The organism is Bacteroides sp. BFG-637, assembly GCF_024793605.1.
In the GTDB taxonomy this organism is placed as follows: Bacteria; Bacteroidota; Bacteroidia; order Bacteroidales; family Bacteroidaceae; genus Bacteroides; species Bacteroides vicugnae.
In genome coordinates this window covers 622,730-638,778 of the sequence record NZ_JANUPD010000002.1, presented here as the reverse complement: position 1 = coordinate 638,778, position 16,049 = coordinate 622,730, and the positions used below count along the sequence as shown (strand labels likewise).

The 16,049-nt window shown below is 41.6% G+C and carries 12 protein-coding genes and 1 pseudogene; 8 read left to right on the top strand and 5 right to left on the bottom strand.

The window, feature by feature from the left end:
- The first annotated feature begins 1,388 nt into the window (after positions 1-1,388).
- The 3 genes from NXX38_RS02815 to NXX38_RS02805 all read left to right on the top strand — a co-directional run bounded on the left by NXX38_RS02815 (position 1,389) and on the right by NXX38_RS02805 (position 4,467).
- Positions 1,389-2,024 (top strand): porin family protein, encoded by a 636-nt coding sequence (locus tag NXX38_RS02815; protein WP_258978574.1) that lies wholly within the window; start codon positions 1,389-1,391, stop codon positions 2,022-2,024.
- Between the two features lie 66 nt (positions 2,025-2,090).
- A complete protein-coding gene (locus NXX38_RS02810) occupies positions 2,091-4,037 on the top strand; it encodes a heavy metal translocating P-type ATPase (RefSeq protein ID WP_258978573.1) in 1,947 nt (648 codons plus the stop codon).
- Positions 4,038-4,044: 7 nt separating this feature from the next.
- Entirely contained in the window at positions 4,045-4,467 is a 423-nt protein-coding gene (locus tag NXX38_RS02805) for a Fur family transcriptional regulator (RefSeq protein WP_258978571.1), read from the top strand.
- Positions 4,468-4,614: 147 nt separating this feature from the next.
- Here NXX38_RS02805 and NXX38_RS02800 read toward each other — a convergent pair whose 3' ends face one another.
- A complete protein-coding gene (locus NXX38_RS02800; protein ID WP_258978570.1) occupies positions 4,615-5,616 on the bottom strand; it encodes a malate dehydrogenase in 1,002 nt (333 codons plus the stop codon).
- 185 nt (positions 5,617-5,801) lie between these two features.
- On the opposite strand from NXX38_RS02800, the gene NXX38_RS02795 reads away from it, so the two are divergent.
- The 4 genes from NXX38_RS02795 to NXX38_RS02780 all read left to right on the top strand — a co-directional run bounded on the left by NXX38_RS02795 (position 5,802) and on the right by NXX38_RS02780 (position 9,496).
- Positions 5,802-6,641 (top strand): S1 RNA-binding domain-containing protein, encoded by an 840-nt coding sequence (locus NXX38_RS02795; protein ID WP_258978568.1) that lies wholly within the window; start codon positions 5,802-5,804, stop codon positions 6,639-6,641.
- Positions 6,642-6,756: 115 nt separating this feature from the next.
- The gene (locus NXX38_RS02790; RefSeq protein ID WP_195649923.1) at positions 6,757-7,428 is read left to right on the top strand and encodes a DUF4476 domain-containing protein; all 672 of its coding nucleotides are present in this window, start codon (positions 6,757-6,759) and stop codon (positions 7,426-7,428) included.
- Positions 7,429-7,454: 26 nt separating this feature from the next.
- Positions 7,455-8,138, top strand: coding sequence for a DUF4476 domain-containing protein (locus NXX38_RS02785; RefSeq protein ID WP_195649922.1), 684 nt, complete (start codon positions 7,455-7,457; stop codon positions 8,136-8,138).
- A gap of 14 nt (positions 8,139-8,152) precedes the next feature.
- A complete protein-coding gene (locus NXX38_RS02780) occupies positions 8,153-9,496 on the top strand; it encodes a hypothetical protein (RefSeq protein ID WP_258978567.1) in 1,344 nt (447 codons plus the stop codon).
- 30 nt (positions 9,497-9,526) lie between these two features.
- Here the strand turns inward: NXX38_RS02780 and NXX38_RS02775 are convergent.
- Positions 9,527-11,472: pseudogene (locus NXX38_RS02775) on the bottom strand (transglycosylase domain-containing protein).
- Between the two features lie 360 nt (positions 11,473-11,832).
- Here NXX38_RS02775 and NXX38_RS02770 point away from each other — a divergent pair.
- On the top strand, positions 11,833-12,348 hold the full coding sequence (locus NXX38_RS02770; RefSeq protein WP_004296208.1) for a DUF3836 domain-containing protein: 516 nt from the start codon (positions 11,833-11,835) through the stop codon (positions 12,346-12,348).
- Between the two features lie 138 nt (positions 12,349-12,486).
- On the opposite strand, the gene msrB is transcribed toward NXX38_RS02770, so the two are convergent.
- From msrB to NXX38_RS02755, 3 genes are all read right to left on the bottom strand, one after another.
- Positions 12,487-13,515, bottom strand: a complete 1,029-nt coding sequence (gene msrB / locus NXX38_RS02765) for a peptide-methionine (R)-S-oxide reductase MsrB (RefSeq protein ID WP_148367099.1) — start codon at positions 13,513-13,515, stop codon at positions 12,487-12,489.
- Positions 13,516-13,600: 85 nt separating this feature from the next.
- Positions 13,601-14,938 (bottom strand): TolC family protein, encoded by a 1,338-nt coding sequence (locus tag NXX38_RS02760; protein ID WP_258978566.1) that lies wholly within the window; start codon positions 14,936-14,938, stop codon positions 13,601-13,603.
- A gap of 9 nt (positions 14,939-14,947) precedes the next feature.
- Positions 14,948-16,048 (bottom strand): efflux RND transporter periplasmic adaptor subunit, encoded by a 1,101-nt coding sequence (locus NXX38_RS02755; RefSeq protein WP_122136268.1) that lies wholly within the window; start codon positions 16,046-16,048, stop codon positions 14,948-14,950.
- Position 16,049: the final 1 nt, after the last annotated feature.

The following is a 16,049-nucleotide window of genomic DNA, read 5'->3' as shown; positions in this document are numbered from 1 at the left end:
ATATCTACTTTTACTGTCAGCCTGTTTTTATCTCTTATGCTACCTTTAATAACTTGATAAACAAAAGCTTTATGGGCACCTTTCGAAATAATGCCGCATTTTTATAACAGCTTTCCAAAGTGATATCCTTTCATTAATATACCTGTATAGTTCCGCTAACACGCCAGTATAGTTCTTCTAAAGTGTTAGTATTGTTCCACTAAAGCACCGGTATCTTTAGTTCGTCACAGCCGTGGTAACCTCTTCTCACGGCCGTGACAAATTCCTACCACAGCCGTGGGAAGATCTCGTCACGGCCGTGGGGAGTTAACAATACCGACACTTTAATGAAACAATACCTGCTTGGTAAGTGAAAGATACCGGCTATATAGCATTCATTTAATAGGGGCATACTCCTTTTATAAAGCGTATGTGTTTCTTATGTCGATGATATTGTTACTGTAGACAATGATAGTCTTCAGTAGTTTATAACATGGATCAAGCTGGGAATTAAGTCAGAGTATATCGACACATTGGAACGAATCCCATAATCTTGCCCCAAAGGGGTCAAAGAACAGGCTGACAATAAAAGTTCTAATTTTTTATTGTCAGCCTATTGTCATGGCTTATTGTCAGCATGTAAACCGATGATAATCATTATACTATCGGGAAAAAACTTTGGTTGACAATAAGAATCATTAATTTTATATGTAAATCTGATATCTGTCTTTCCAATAGTACACATCTTTACAAAAATAGAGGGGAACTCCTGGATGAATCCATTTGTTCCCCTTGCAGGTGTAGCTAGTCTCTGTCTCTTATATTTTTAAAGGCAAGTAGCAACATATAGATGTTACGTTTTCGACTTTGCAGTCGTTCAAGTGCCGCTCCACTCGAATTGACTTGCCTTTGTAATTATTACTAATTTGTTGTTTGTATCTATTGTAGCAAATTTATAGGCACAAAAAAAGCGGAGAGCATTTGCCTATCCGCCAGAGAGGGAGTCCAAGCCCTAAACACACAAACAGGAAACACTCCCCGCATATTGCAAGGAGCATCTATCTGCTTCTCTGTGTGTTTGGAATTTTGGACTTTTCTCTGGCACAGAAATCAGCTAAACGCTTTTTTTCTTAAAACAAACAATACAGTCGCGCTACGACTGATTGTGCAAAGATAACAATTAATTAAGTTATACAGTCTTTCATTCTTTGTTTTTTCTCTGTACGGAGTGTTTTTGTTCTATATCTCGTAAAATCGTTTGAAATAGTCCGGTTCCCTTGCTATGACTATACCTCATAAGATTCATATCATTTATTTTTTATATTTTCACCAAATCTCTCGGAGTTATGCGAATTATTGTTATTTTTGCCTCACATAATTTCTAAACAATAATTAAATTATTTATTCGTATGAAAAAGGCCTTATTATTATTCGTTTTAGTAGCGATAAGTGCGGTGAGTATCAATGCTCAAGATAATCTGAAATGGGGTGTGATGGCAGGTATGAATGTTAGTAAATACACCATTACAGGTTTTGACAGCAGGATAGGTTTTCACGCAGGTGTTAAAGCAGAGTTGGGATTGTCTCAGGATGCGAATGGTAGTGGTGCCTATATGGACTTCGCTGCATTGCTTACATTGAAAGGTGCTAAAATTGATGGAGGATCACTTGCGAGCATAAAATTTAATCCATACTATTTAGAAGTACCGGTACGTGTCGGGTATAAATATGCTGTCAATGATGATTTTTCGTTATTTGGTAGTGTCGGTCCTTATATGGCTGTCGGTCTGTTTGGAAAAGCAAAATTGAAAGTGGACGGTGATATTGCAGATATTGCGGAATTAGGAGATAACTCCATGTCTGAAGATATATTTGGAGATGATGGTCTGAAACGATTCGATTTCGGTCTTGGACTGAAAGCCGGAGTTGAGTTCAACAAGAAATATCAGGTTGCCATAAGCTATGATTTCGGACTCGTTGAAGTGGCAAAAGATTTAGGAATGAAGAACAGAAACCTGATGATCTCATTGGGATATATGTTCTAAAACCGATTTTGCAACTTTGTTGCATGAATCATTTGCTACCTTTGCATCAACTAAATGATGAATGTTATGGGACATTGTAGTTGTGGCGCTCATTCATGCGCAGCAGAAAAAAAGGTTGATGCAAAGGTTTCGGTATTTCATGAATATGGGAAAGTGATATTCTCTCTCCTGCTTCTGGCAGGTGGAATAATTATGAATGCTCTCGATTTAGCATTCTTCCGTGAAGGATCTGTTGCTTTGATATGGTATATCGTGGCCTATCTTCCGGTAGGAATACCGGTGATGAAAGAAGCCTGGGAAAGTATCAGGGAAAAAGACTATTTCAGTGAGTTCACTCTAATGATTATAGCTACTTTGGGAGCTTTTTATATTGGTGAATATCCGGAAGGAGTAGCCGTGATGTTATTCTATACAGTAGGAGAACTGTTTCAGGATAAAGCGGTAGATAAGGCCAGGCGTAATATCGGAGCCTTATTGGACGTAAGACCCGAAAAAACATTAGTGTTCCGGGAAGGCAATCTTGTTATTGAAAGCCCTAAAAAGATAAAAGTCGGTGAAATCATAGAAATAAAGGCAGGCGGACGGGTACCATTGGACGGAGCCATGCAGAATGAAGTGGCTGCCTTTAATACAGCCGCATTAACGGGCGAAAGCGTTCCTCGTAATATTCGGAAAGGTGAAGAAGTACTTGCCGGAATGATTGTAACTGACAAGGTTATCCGGATCAAGGTAACGAGACCTTTTGATAAGAGTGCACTTGCCCGAATATTGGAACTTGTTCAGAATGCCTCCGAACGTAAGGCTCCGGCTGAATTGTTTATTCGTAAGTTTGCACGCATTTACACACCTATTGTTATAGTGCTTGCAGTATTAATTGTGTTGTGTCCATTTGTCTATTCACTTATTAATCCTCCATTTGTATTTGCATTTAATGACTGGCTATACAGGGCTTTGGTCTTTCTCGTGATTTCGTGTCCCTGTGCGTTGGTGGTTAGTATTCCGTTAGGCTACTTTGGGGGGATTGGAGCAGCATCCCGATTGGGTATTTTATTCAAGGGTGGTAATTATCTGGATGCTATCACCAAGATCAATACGGTGGTATTCGATAAAACAGGAACCCTGACAAAAGGAACCTTTGAAGTACAGGCTTGTAAAAGTGCAGGTGAGATTTCTGAAGAAGAATTAGTGAAACTGGTTGCTTCGGTAGAAAGTGATAGCACACATCCGATTGCCAAGGCTGTTGTGAATTATGCGAAAGAACAAAATATTGAATGTGTAGCTGTTACCGGTACGAAAGAATTTGCCGGCTATGGTCTGGAGGCGACGATAAACGGGACTACGGTTCTGGTCGGTAACTGCCGGTTACTTTCTAAGTTTGATATATCCTACCCGGAAGAACTGTTGGAAATAACGGATACCATCGTAGTCTGTGCCGTTGGAAACCGTTATGCAGGTTATCTGCTGTTGGCTGATGCCCTGAAAGAGGATGCAAAGGCAGCTATTGACAATTTAAAAGCTTTAAATATTGAAAACATCCAGATACTATCCGGTGATAAACAGAGTATTGTTACTAACTTTGCAGAGAAGCTCGGTATATCGGAAGCTTATGGCGACTTGTTGCCGGAAGGAAAAGTGAATCATCTGGAAGAATTGCGGCGGGATGAGACAAACCGGATCGCGTTTGTCGGTGATGGAATGAACGACGCACCGGTGCTCGCTCTAAGTCATGTCGGCATTGCTATGGGAGGACTGGGTAGTGATGCGGCTATTGAAACAGCCGATGTCGTGATACAGACAGACCAGCCGTCAAAGGTAGCCGAAGCTATAAAGGTAGGTAAACTGACACGAAGAATCATCTGGCAGAACGTATCACTGGCATTTGGAGTGAAATTACTTGTATTGATTCTGGGAGCCGGTGGAATTGCTACTCTTTGGGAAGCTGTCTTTGCAGATGTGGGTGTTGCGTTACTTGCCATTATGAATGCTGTCAGAATACAGAAAATGATAAAATAGGAGAAAGATGGAAGAAGATATTTATTTGGATAAGTTGGATAGAAGAGGTATCAAGCCAACTGCCATAAGGCTTCTGGTGATAAAAGAGATGATGCAGGCAGAGCGTGCAGTGTCATTGCTTGACCTCGAAACGTTGCTCGACACAGTCGATAAATCGACCATATCCCGTACTATTGCTCTCTTCTTGTCTCATCACCTCATACATAGCATAGACGATGGAAGCGGCTCGTTGAAGTATGCCGTTTGCGACAACTCTTGCAATTGTGTGGTACAGGATTTACATTCGCATTTTTATTGTGAGAAATGTCATCGTACATTCTGCCTGGAAGGCACCCATATCCCGGTGATTGATTTGCCTGAAGGATTTACTTTGCACAGCATTAATTATGTCCTTAAAGGGATTTGTCAGGAATGTTCTTCTCAAAGATGAAATATCCATAACCTTGCATGGTTACTGGAATTGAGGTCTTGAAAGATTTATAGACTCAATGTATGGGGAGGGTATGTGAGTAATTGGAATAAAAGCCGAAAAAGAGATGTTTTTTCTCTTTTTCGGCTTTTCGCTAATGTTGTTTGATTAGTCAATATTTGGATTCAATGCATGCCAGTCTTTAATGGCTGGGATAATCCCCATTTCAATCACTTCATCACGAAGTTTGCATAAATGCTCGTAGCTCTTTTCCAATTCTTCCTGTTCGGCAGGAGTTCCGGCTACTTCTTTATAAGTGACGCCGTCTTTAGTAATTGAAGTTTCCATCGCCATCATGATATGGTCGAATTTGCCGTTAGAAACATACGTTCCGGCAGGCCAGCGGAAAGGTTGTCCACCCATAGCAGCGGCAATCATTTCGATAGAAAGATAAGCCGGGCTTTGGAAAGAAGAACGACCGCGCAGGTCGATAATATGCTTACCACCCTGGATGACACGTACTTTCAGTGCTTCCCAATCTGCCAATGGAAGGTGGGTAGTGCCGATGAAATCGGTCAAAGGTTCTCCTTTTATTTGGGTTGTAGAGGCGAATACAGCCATTTGTTCGCCATGACCACCATACGTACGGCAATTCTGAATGTCGGAAGCCGGGATATGGAAGAATTTCACCAGTTCGTTTTGCAGGCGGGTGCTGTCCAGGGCAGCCAGTGTAGAAACTTGAGAGGGTTTCAAACCTGAATACAACAAAGTTATCAGTCCGGTGATGTCTGCCGGATTAAAGATCACAACGATATGTTTTACGTTCGGGCAATATTGATGAACATCTTTACCGAATTGAGCGGCAATTTCTGCATTTCCCTTCAGCAAATCTTCGCGGGTCATACCTGCTTTACGGGCAGCTCCACCGGAAGAGACAATGTAAGAAGCTCCTGTCAGTGCTTCTTTGATATCGGAAGTAAATGTAAGGTTGACACCTTCAAAACCGCAGTGATACAATTCTTCAGCTACTCCTTCCAGAGCCGGGGCAAATGGATCATACAGGCAAATATTCGGAGTGAGTTTCATCATCATGGCTGTTTGTGCCATATTGGAGCCGATCATTCCGGCAGCTCCTACAATCGTAAGTTTCTCGTTGGTTAGAAATTCCATAAGTTTATATGTTTAAAGGTGAATAATTTACTTTTTCTTTTTGTCGCTACAAAGTTAACATATTAGATAGCGGATTGTTCATTGCAAATAGTTTTGCCCGATAACGAAAAGTTATGGCTGGCTGTTTGAGGGATCTATTCAAAATAGATTATCTTTGTGTTTTATTACAATAAATAGATAAGAATATGAGCATCGAATTAGGAAAGTTCAATCAGCTTGAAGTCGTGAAAGAAGTAGATTTCGGCGTATATCTCGATGGTGAGGAAGAAGGTGAGATTTTGTTGCCTACCCGTTATGTGCCTGAGGACTGTAAGATAGGAGATTTTTTGAATGTGTTTCTCTATCTGGATATGGATGAGAGATTGATTGCTACGACACTGACTCCGTTGGTGCAGGTAGGTCAGTTTGCTTGTCTGGAAGTCTCCTGGGTAAATCAATATGGAGCTTTTCTGAACTGGGGATTGATGAAAGACCTGTTCGTTCCATTCAGTGAGCAGAAGATGAAAATGCAGGTTGGGCGGAAATATGTGGTTCATGCGCATTTGGATGAAGAGAGTTATCGTATTGTGGCTTCAGCAAAGGTGGAACGTTATCTGTCGAAAGAAAAGCCGGAATATGCTCCGGAAGCAGAAGTGGATATCCTTATCTGGCAGAAGACGGATTTGGGCTTTAAAGCGATTATAGATAATAAGTATAGCGGTTTGCTGTATGAAAATGAAATATTCTGCCCGTTGGAAACAGGGATGGAGATGAAAGCTTTTGTGAAACAGGTGCGTGAAGATGGTAAGGTAGACCTGATTCTTCAGAAACCCGGTTTTGAAAAGATTGACGATTTTTCGAAAACGCTGCTCGACTATATCAAAGCGCATGGAGGACGAATCTACTTGAATGATAAAAGCCCTGCGGAAGATATTTATGATACGTTTGGTGTCAGCAAGAAAACCTTTAAGAAAGGAGTGGGCGACTTGTATAAGAAACGTCTGATTACCTTGCATGAGGATGGCATTGCTTTGGCGGATTCCTAAACAGAATAGGGATTTCCCTACATACGAATAGAGAGAATCATTGGGGTGGGGAGTTTTCTCACCCTATTTTTGTGCTATCAGATTAAAGATATAAATAATAAAAACTAGATAAGCTATGCGTAAGATTATAATAAGTTTCTGCATCCTGTTCGCTGCCCTCTCTTTACAAGCGCAGTCTGTTAACGGAATCCGTATCGATGGCGGGAATACTCCGATTCTTGTTTACTTGGGAGGGAACCAGATATGTTTACCCACTACTACCTGCTTTATAGCCAATTTAAATCCCGGACATTATACTGTTGAAGTGTTTGCCACCCGCTTTACCCGTGCGGGAGAGCGAGTATGGAAAGGAGAAAAATTATATAAAGATTTCGTTTATTTTGATGGGAGAGGAGTGAAAGAAATATGGGTGGACGGACGTGATAACATACGCCCGGAAAGACCCGGCCGTCCAGACCAGGGAGAACATCGTCCGGGATATGGTCACAACAGGGTGATGAACGATCAGCTCTTCCAAACGTTTTATAAAGAGATGAAGAATGAGCCTTTTAAAGATGATCGTATGAAGTTGCTCAATGCTGCATTGGCTGGTTCTGATTTCACATCTGCCCAATGTCTCCAACTGACCAAACTGTATACATTCGACGATGACCGGATGGAGATTATGAAGATCATGTATCCCCGGATTGTAGATAAGGAAGCTTTCTTTACGGTGATTAATACCCTGACATTTAGCTCCAGCAAGGAAAAGATGAAGGATTTTATGATAGGGTACGGTAAACGTTGATACTATTAACTAAAAACGATACGGTTATGAAAAAGATACATATTATGCTGTGTTTGGCGTTGGGAATATTGGTCAGTGGCTGTTTTACCAGCTATGTATCTACCAAACAGATGATGGGTATAAATCAGGGAATGACTCAATCGCAGGTAGAGTCCGTTTTAGGAAAACCTGATTTCCGGCGTTTTGACGGTGATATGGAAGAATGGGAATTCCATCGTGATAATGGTACGCCTGTACTTACTTCGGAACCTGTGACGATAATCGTTCAGTTTGTAAATAGAGAGGTGGTTAGTATGGATACGTTCAAAGGTTATGGCAGACCTTCACCGCATCCGGTCGTTATTCCTCCACCAGTCAGTAATACTGTTCAGGTCTTTCCCGACAATAATGAGCCGGTCAAGGAAATACGTTTAATGACTGATAGTGAGTTTAAAAGCTTCATAGATAAGCTGAAATTTACGATTCCGAGGGATGACCAAAAGGCGTTGATTAATAGTATGCTGGAAAACCATGATGTCAATTCAACTCAATGTGTGGCGATAGTAAAAGAATTTTCTTATACTCCCGATCAAGTGGAGGTGATGAAGAAGTTGTATCCGTATGTTAGGGATAAGCAGAATTTTAACAAGGTGATTGATATCTTATTCACTAACATATATAAAGACGAGGTGCACAAGTTTATCAGAGAATATCATCAGAATAATAAATGATAGGAGATTGAATTATGAAACGAATACTGTTTTTACTCTTTGCTGTCGGTCTGACTGCCAATATGACCGTAATGGCTGGAATGAGCACTAGCAAGGTACGTAAGGAGACGCGTTTTCTTACCGATAAGATGGCATATGAATTGAGCTTGAGTACACAGCAATATAATGATGCGTATGAGATTAATTACGACTTTATTTATTCTGTCCGTAATATCATGGATTACGTAGCACGTGGTTACGAATGGGCATTGGATGATTATTATGAAGCGCTGGATATCCGTAACGACGATCTTCGTTGGGTATTGAGTGATGCACAGTATCGCCGGTTCCTCGATGCCGAGTATTTCTATCGGCCGATCTACGTAACCGGAGGGAAATGGAGTTTCAGGGTTTATGTCAATTACCCGAATCGTAGTTTGTTTTATTTTGGTGTGCCTTACCATTACCGTACTTATTGTGGAGCACATTATCGTCCGCACTTTCACCATGTGAGTTATTATCGGGGCAGATATACTAATTTCAACCATTATTCTGCACCGCATCGGGTGAGAGATCAGCGAGTATTCCACTCGTATCGTCGTTCGGATTTCGGTTCTGTCCGGTTCCGTCCGAATACTTCCACTCGTCCGCATAATGCACCGACACGTCCGGGTAATTCTTCCCGTCCGGGTTCATCGACAACACGTCCTGGTACATCTCGCCCAAGTACCTCTACTCGCCCTGATGCTTCTACTCGTCCCGGAACGACAACAAGACCTGGTACGTCGACACGTCCCCGTCCGGAATCTGGAGCAGATCGGCCTTCGACTTCTGTCAGACCATCTACACCGTCCGGAAGTGGAAGACCTGGTAACAATGTTGCTCCTGATAAAAATGGGAATACGAATAGAGTAGAAAGTGATCGTAATTCTGGTCGTCGTCCGGAAACGGGTTCCGGTTCTTCAAGCTCTAATCGCAGACCAACAAGCGGAAGTTCAACTGGTTCCAGTTCCTCCAATCGTGAAAGTGGAAAAACAAGTAGCAGTTCGAGAGAAAGTTCAAGTAGACGAAACGATAGTAGTTCCTATAATAGAAATAACAGCTCTTCCAGTTCCAGCCGCGGTAGTTCCAGTCGTAGTAGCTCCAGTCGCAGTGATTCTGGTCGCAGTAGCGGTAGTACTACCAGTCGTAGCAGCAGTGCCACTTCTAACCGGAGTAGCGGTAGCTCGAGTTCTACTCGAAGCAGCGGTAGCTCTACCCAGAGCAATGTCTCTAGCGGACAAACAGAAAGACGCTCTTCTTCCGGAAGTACGAGAAGCAATAGCACTAAAAGCTCTTCCCGTTCCTCTGAAAGAAACAGCAGCAGTTCAAGAAGATAACCTATTCCTTTATTATTTATATCAATCTCATTACTCCTCAGCGGAAGGAGAACTAGACTCCGGGTTTTCACCGGCTAGACTATTCCGGGCAGCGCCCGTAACTTGATATCGGGGCGGATACTATCCGCCTCGATTTCACTTATTATTCCTTTCTGTGCAAGCCGCTTGGCAATCAACTTATAATAGCCTTCCATATTCTCCTTTAACTGTCCGCCTTCTGCAAAAGAGCTGCGGAAATGCTTGGGCTTCGGGATAATGGAAGCCAGGAAAATACTTTCTTCCGTGTTCAGTTGTGAAGGGCGTTTATTGAAATAATAAATAGAAGCTTCCTGAATACCATAAACGAGCGGCCCCCATTCAACAATGTTCAGATATACTTCGTACATGCGTTCTTTAGAAGTTAATCTTTCATTCTCTATTAGCCATACAATCAATGCCTCTTCCAATTTACGTGCAAAGTTCTTATTACGGTTCAGGAATACATTCTTTACGAGTTGCATGGTGATCGTGCTTCCTCCACGAGCAAAGCGTTTCACTTGCAGGTCGTAAATCAATGCTTCCCGTAGGGCGTCGGGCAGGAAACCGCGATGGTAAAAGAATGCTCCGTCCTCACTTTGCATAACGGACATTCTTAGGATGGGGGAAATGCTATCCAATGGTGTAAAGTGTTCGCACGAAGGGCCAATAGGAAAAGTCCGCACCGGTATTCCGTTCTCATAAGCTGTATAAATGAACTCGTCGGACATTTTGGAGAGTGAAGTGGCCCCATAGCTTGTGATGCGGAAGTCTTTCTCTTTCAGTTCGGATTCCAGTTTGAGACTATCCAGTTGTGCAAAATCAATATCTAATAGAAAATGATAGGCTAGCTCGCCACTTGTCTTGATGCCTTCCAGATTGCTGAATAATCCTTTGGGGAGAGAGCTGAACAGATCATCTGCCGGAAACCAGGATTTGTTGACCGCAGCAGTGAAATGCCAGTTTCCTTTCTCTTTCTCGGCTCGCAAATAAGGATGAAACTGGAGTTTGTTGAAATCAACAATGGTCGTACTATCCAGCTCGAGTGAGTGCCCGCTTATGTTCATCTCGTAACAGAGTTGTCCACGATCGAGATGAATTACTTCAGGAGAGAGGGCTTTATGAAATACGTCAAGTCCGTTCACTCTCGCTTTTCCTTTGAGGAGCAGTTGATTGGATGCACGCTTATCTTTAGTCATATTATAAGATAGGGTGTCGAAAGTGACTTCTGCTCCAAAACGGCGGGTAATATAAGGTAGTGAGATTTTTCTTTTTTCCGGGGCAAAGAGAGATGCTTTTAATGTATAGTCTCTTCTGTTCAGTTCGCCTGCCGTTTCCCATAGTTGTTGAGGCAGTGTATCTTCTTTTATCTGAATGGTTGATTGGAAATGATTGTTCTCAATAATAAAAGAAGGAATGTTGACTGCAACGAAATTACTATCTTTACGTTCGGTTATATTGATTTGACTGAGTTGCCCGTTTTCAGGCAGGAAACCGTAAATGAGGTTTAATATCCGGTCAATACGGTTGGCATAGTCACTTTCTATGACAGGTTGGGGGGCTGCTTCTTGTTGCCGTTTAAAGAACAGGAAATCGTAGTTAGCTATGCTGTCATGCTTGATGAAGTTGATTGCCAGCCCGTTCATAAGTACATTCCGTACTTCGATTTCTCCTTTTAGCAATTCCCAAAAACTTAGTTTTACATTGACGGATTGTAATGTCAGGAGGGTATCCCGTTGGTTGGGAACAATAGAAAGTCCTTGTAAAGCCACTTCATTGCAGCCTTTCATTCGTAACTCCTGATAATGAATTTGCAGACCGTATGTTTGTTCGGCACGTGTAGTTCGTTTGTCAACGATATGGCATAAAATGACATTGCGGAATGCAAAGAGACAAATGAGGCTGGTAAGCAAGATACCGATCGATAGAATGATAATTCTTTTTTTGCTGGACGTTTCCATCTTCTTTTTCTTGATGTGATAATCGCTGCAAAGGTAGATAATAATTCGGGCAACAGGCGGAGTATTTTCCTCTTTTTTAGAGTTATATCCATCAGTAGAAAAAAGAAAATACGAAAAAATGGTTGGTTGTTCGCTTTTGAGCGTACAACTGTCCGTTTTCGTACACCGCTCTGTTTTGTGATTCCGTTGATTATTAGTTGGTTATCTTTTTGGCACGCTCGTTGCATCTCTATAGTCGCAAGCGGACAACGAAGAAAAATGAGAAAAACTTCAGAAGGTTGCAACCGTTTGAGACGCTTGATCCGTCTAATAAACAGAAGAATAAAAACAGAATGTTGAACAAATAAAAAATATACAATTATGAAGACTACAGTATTATTCAGAATGATCGTTTTAGTTGCTATGGTATTTGCAGGAATCGCTAATGCAACAGTGAAGGCACAGGGTAATAACTTCATTACTAATGAAGAAAAAGTAGATGATCTCGTAGTATCGAAAGTGATTTACAGACTCGATGGTTCTCTCTATCGCCACATGAAATATGATTTTACTTATGACGATCAGAAGAGAATATCCTCCAAAGAAGCTTTCAAATGGGATGCTTCTATTGAAAAATGGATACCGTACTTCAAGATTGATTATACTTATTCATCTAATGAAATCACTTTGGTATACGCACGTTGGAATGACTCTCACAGAGCTTACGACGCATCTGTTGAAAAGAGTGTTTATGAACTGAACGACGCTAATATGCCGGTTGCTTATATGAACTACAAATGGAATGATAAATGGATTGAAGAATCCGGTTCCAGCTGGGCTATGAATGTGTCTGTTCCGGCAACTAATGAAGCAACTCTGCTGACTGCCAGCAGATAAAAATAAATCGGAGTTGTGAAACTCCTTCTCTCTCTTTTAATTTAACTACATTAAAAACGGTGGATTTCCTTATGGGATAATCCACCGTTCTGTTTATCTGATGAACAGTTATGATTAGCTTTTGTAACTCTTCAATATTTATTTAACGAGTGGTAGATATTCTCCATAACCTTCCTCTTTCATTTTATCTTTCGGGATAAAACGAAGTGAAGCGCTATTGATGCAATAACGTAATCCACCTTTCTCTTTCGGCCCATCTGTGAATACGTGTCCCAAATGAGCATCTCCGGTTTTACTGCGTACTTCCGTACGTATCATGCCGTGCGAAGTATCTTTCTTTTCTGCGATCAGATCTTTTTGAATTGGTTGGGAAAAGCTTGGCCACCCGCAACCTGAATCGAACTTGTCAGTAGAAACAAACAGAGGTTCTCCGGTAGTAATATCTACATAAATGCCGGGACGATGCTCATTCCAGTATTCATTGTGGAAAGCTGGTTCGGTGGCATTCTTTTGGGTTACGGCATATTGTTCCGCCGAGAGTTTCTTACGAAGGGTTGCATCATCCGCTTTTTGATACACTTTAGCTTTCGGCGCATTCGCTTTGCGTGCCATTTCGAATAAAGCAGGATTGATATGGCAGTATCCACCCGGATTTTTATCCAGATAGTCCTGGTGGTAAGTCTCTGCCGGATAGAAATTAGTCAATGGCTTTACTTCTAGGACAATAGGAGTTTTATATTGTGCGGATAATAATTGAATTGCCTGCTTGATGACAGGGAGATCTTCTTTATCTACATAATAAATTCCGGTTCTATACTGTGTTCCCCGGTCATTACCTTGCCGGTTGAGGCTGGTAGGATCTATTGTCTTGAAATATAGATCGAGCAGTAAATTCAAATCTACCGTTTTCGGATCATAAACCACCTTTACTGTTTCGGCAGCATTGGTTTTTCCGGAACAGACCTGTTCATAACTCGGATTGGCAACATTACTGTTGGCATATCCTACCTGAGTACTTTCTACTCCTCGAATTTGTTTCAGGAAATGTTCTGTTCCCCAGAAACATCCTCCCGCAAAATAGATTTCTGCTTGATTCTTCATTGGTTTAGCAACTCCTAAAAATATATTACTAATCATTATAATCACTATGACGATAAAATACTTCATATCCGTTAGTTCTTTCTATAATAACGAATGAACCAACGGATATGTTTTAAGGAACTACTATACTAAACTCAACTTTATTTCTTTTTTATTCAATGACCTGTCCTTTGTAGAAGTCCAGAATTTTAGTCCGGAACAGATAGTCGTATTTTGCCTGCAACTTATCCGAAAGAGCTTTCGTCAGATTAAGTTTGGCTTCATTGTATTCCACAAAGGTAGCTTTGCCGTTATTGAATTTCTCACTCATCAGGCGGAAAGACTCTTCGTTGGCTTTTACTGCCACTTCACTGGAGTTGTATTTACTTTCTGCTGCCAGAGCGTTGTACCAGGCTTGCTGAATTTCTTTGTAGAGTACTTTTTTACTGTTATCCAACTTCAAGGATAAGTCTATTTGTTGCAAACGAGCGGTGCGTATCCGGTTTCTTGTGGCAAAACGGTTGAAGATTGGAACACTCAAATTAAATCCTATATATTTATTCAGGTTGTTTTTCATCTGACTGCCGAAGCTGCTCTCTGATCTTCCGCTTACCGTATAATAATTACTTCCCAGACCGGCACTGAAAGAGAGTTGTGGATAAAATGCACTTTGGGCAATACGAATACTATTAAGACTACCTTGCAAACGATATTCCGCAGCCTTAATGCTTGGTTTGTAAGTAAGTGCCTGTGTATATATGTCATCCGGCGGAGTGAGAGATTCGAACTCTAATTCTTCCTTAGGACTTTCGAGTACAAATCCTTCAGGCGTGGGTAATTCCAAGAGTTGGGTGAGATCCAGTAAGGATAGTTTGTACGTATTGTCTGATTGTACAGCAGTCATTTCATCCTGTGCGACACGGGCTTGTGCTTCGGCCACTTCAGAAGATGATGCCTTACCCACTCCCTGAAGACCTTGAATACGTTTTAACTGGTCTTTGCTTAAATCGACCTGATTATGAGCAATTTTACTTAATTCTTGATTGAATAAAACCTGTAAATAAGCCGAAGTGACATTGATTGCAATATCTTCTCTGGCTTTATTCAAATCTTCTATGGCAGCTTTTAAATCCAGTTTGGCAAGTGAATATTGGTTGGACAATTGCAAACCGGTAAATATAGGTACGTTTGTTCCCAAGCTGAAACTGGTATTGGCACTGTTAATGTCACTATACGAGTTGTCTATCGGAGAAGCGGTACGGCCCCAACTCCAGTTTTGGCTGGCACTACCGCTCAAATTCGGAAGACGTGCCCATTTAGTGGTGTTTACACTCACTTTGCCTGCTTCGACATTGTTGGCCGATTGACGGATTTCTATATTATGCTCAATGGCATAGTCGATACATTGCCGCAGCGTCCACGCTTGCGAAAGGTTGTTCTGTGCCTCGATGGAGGTGATTCCGACTCCGGCAAGCAGAAGGGCTGATATGGTTTTACGAATTATTTTCATAGGATTCAATTATTTATCTTTTTTCTCTGCACCACGTATTTTGTCCTGAACGGTTACCCCTTTCTTGATTTCTATCTTGATTCCATCACTCATACCGGCAGTCACCTGTGTACGCTGGAACTTTTGTTCGGGCACTGAATCTGTCATGATGTACACAAATGTAGAGTCACCACTAAATTCAACAGTGCTTTCGGGCACTGCCAAAACCTGATTGGCTCTTTGTAACACGATTTCCGCATTAGCCGAATATCCGGAACGTATCTGAACAGAATCCGGAATGGTAATCGCAGCCTTGATTTCAAACTGGTTGGCTCCATTGGTTTCCACCCCTTTCGGAGAGATATATTCCAGAATGGCGTTGAATGTCAGATTCTGTAAAGCTCCGATGGTCAGCTTGATCGGCATTTGTTCGTGGATACGTCCCACTTCTGTTTCATCAATATTACCACGGAAAATCATGTCGTTCATGTTGGCTACCGTAGCAATCGTGGTTCCATCATTGAACGTGTTACTCATAATCACGGAATTACCCGCTTTTACAGGTACGTCCAGAATTAACCCGTCAATGGTAGAGCGAATCATCGTGCTACTGAAGGAGGCACTGTTTTTGGTAATTCCTTCTTTTACGATTTCCAGATTGTCTTTGGCCGTCTGTCTCTCTTCGCGAGCCTGCTTCAAAGCCACTTCACTTTTCTCGTATTCCTCCCGGCTGATTAACTGACCGTCATACAACTTCTTCACACGGGCGAAATCCGTTTCTGCCTGTGTTGCATTAATTTCTGCCAGGCGCACACGACTTTCTGCAGAATTCAGTTGTCCGAGTTCAGGGATTACTTTTACTTTGGCAATAACTTCCCCTTTTCTTACGGCTTGTCCGGCTTCTTTATATACTTCGTCGATAATGCCCGAAATTTGCGGTTTGATTAAAATTTCGTCTCTCGGTTCCACCTTTCCGGTAGCTACTGTCGTTTTTTGGAGGTCAGTCATTTCCGGTCTTACTGTTTCGTAAGTGATTACCTTAGGCTTGGATTTCTGATAAAGGAATACGAATGTTCCGACAAGAATGATAGCAACGACTACCAATAATGTGATTTTCAGATACTTTTTCATG

Excerpts from the sequence above, each read along its gene's own strand:
- msrB (WP_148367099.1), bottom strand. The coding sequence starts at position 13,515 with ATGAAGTATTTTATCGTCATAGTGATTATAATGATTAGTAATATATTT.
- NXX38_RS02755 (WP_122136268.1), bottom strand. The coding sequence starts at position 16,048 with ATGAAAAAGTATCTGAAAATCACATTATTGGTAGTCGTTGCTATCATT.
- NXX38_RS02815 (WP_258978574.1), top strand. The coding sequence starts at position 1,389 with ATGAAAAAGGCCTTATTATTATTCGTTTTAGTAGCGATAAGTGCGGTG.
- NXX38_RS02785 (WP_195649922.1), top strand. The coding sequence starts at position 7,455 with ATGAAAAAGATACATATTATGCTGTGTTTGGCGTTGGGAATATTGGTC.
- NXX38_RS02805 (WP_258978571.1), top strand. The coding sequence starts at position 4,045 with ATGGAAGAAGATATTTATTTGGATAAGTTGGATAGAAGAGGTATCAAG.
- NXX38_RS02790 (WP_195649923.1), top strand. The coding sequence starts at position 6,757 with ATGCGTAAGATTATAATAAGTTTCTGCATCCTGTTCGCTGCCCTCTCT.
- NXX38_RS02770 (WP_004296208.1), top strand. The coding sequence starts at position 11,833 with ATGAAGACTACAGTATTATTCAGAATGATCGTTTTAGTTGCTATGGTA.
- NXX38_RS02800 (WP_258978570.1), bottom strand. The coding sequence starts at position 5,616 with ATGGAATTTCTAACCAACGAGAAACTTACGATTGTAGGAGCTGCCGGA.
- NXX38_RS02760 (WP_258978566.1), bottom strand. The coding sequence starts at position 14,938 with ATGAAAATAATTCGTAAAACCATATCAGCCCTTCTGCTTGCCGGAGTC.
- NXX38_RS02810 (WP_258978573.1), top strand. The coding sequence starts at position 2,091 with ATGGGACATTGTAGTTGTGGCGCTCATTCATGCGCAGCAGAAAAAAAG.
- NXX38_RS02795 (WP_258978568.1), top strand. The coding sequence starts at position 5,802 with ATGAGCATCGAATTAGGAAAGTTCAATCAGCTTGAAGTCGTGAAAGAA.
- NXX38_RS02780 (WP_258978567.1), top strand. The coding sequence starts at position 8,153 with ATGAAACGAATACTGTTTTTACTCTTTGCTGTCGGTCTGACTGCCAAT.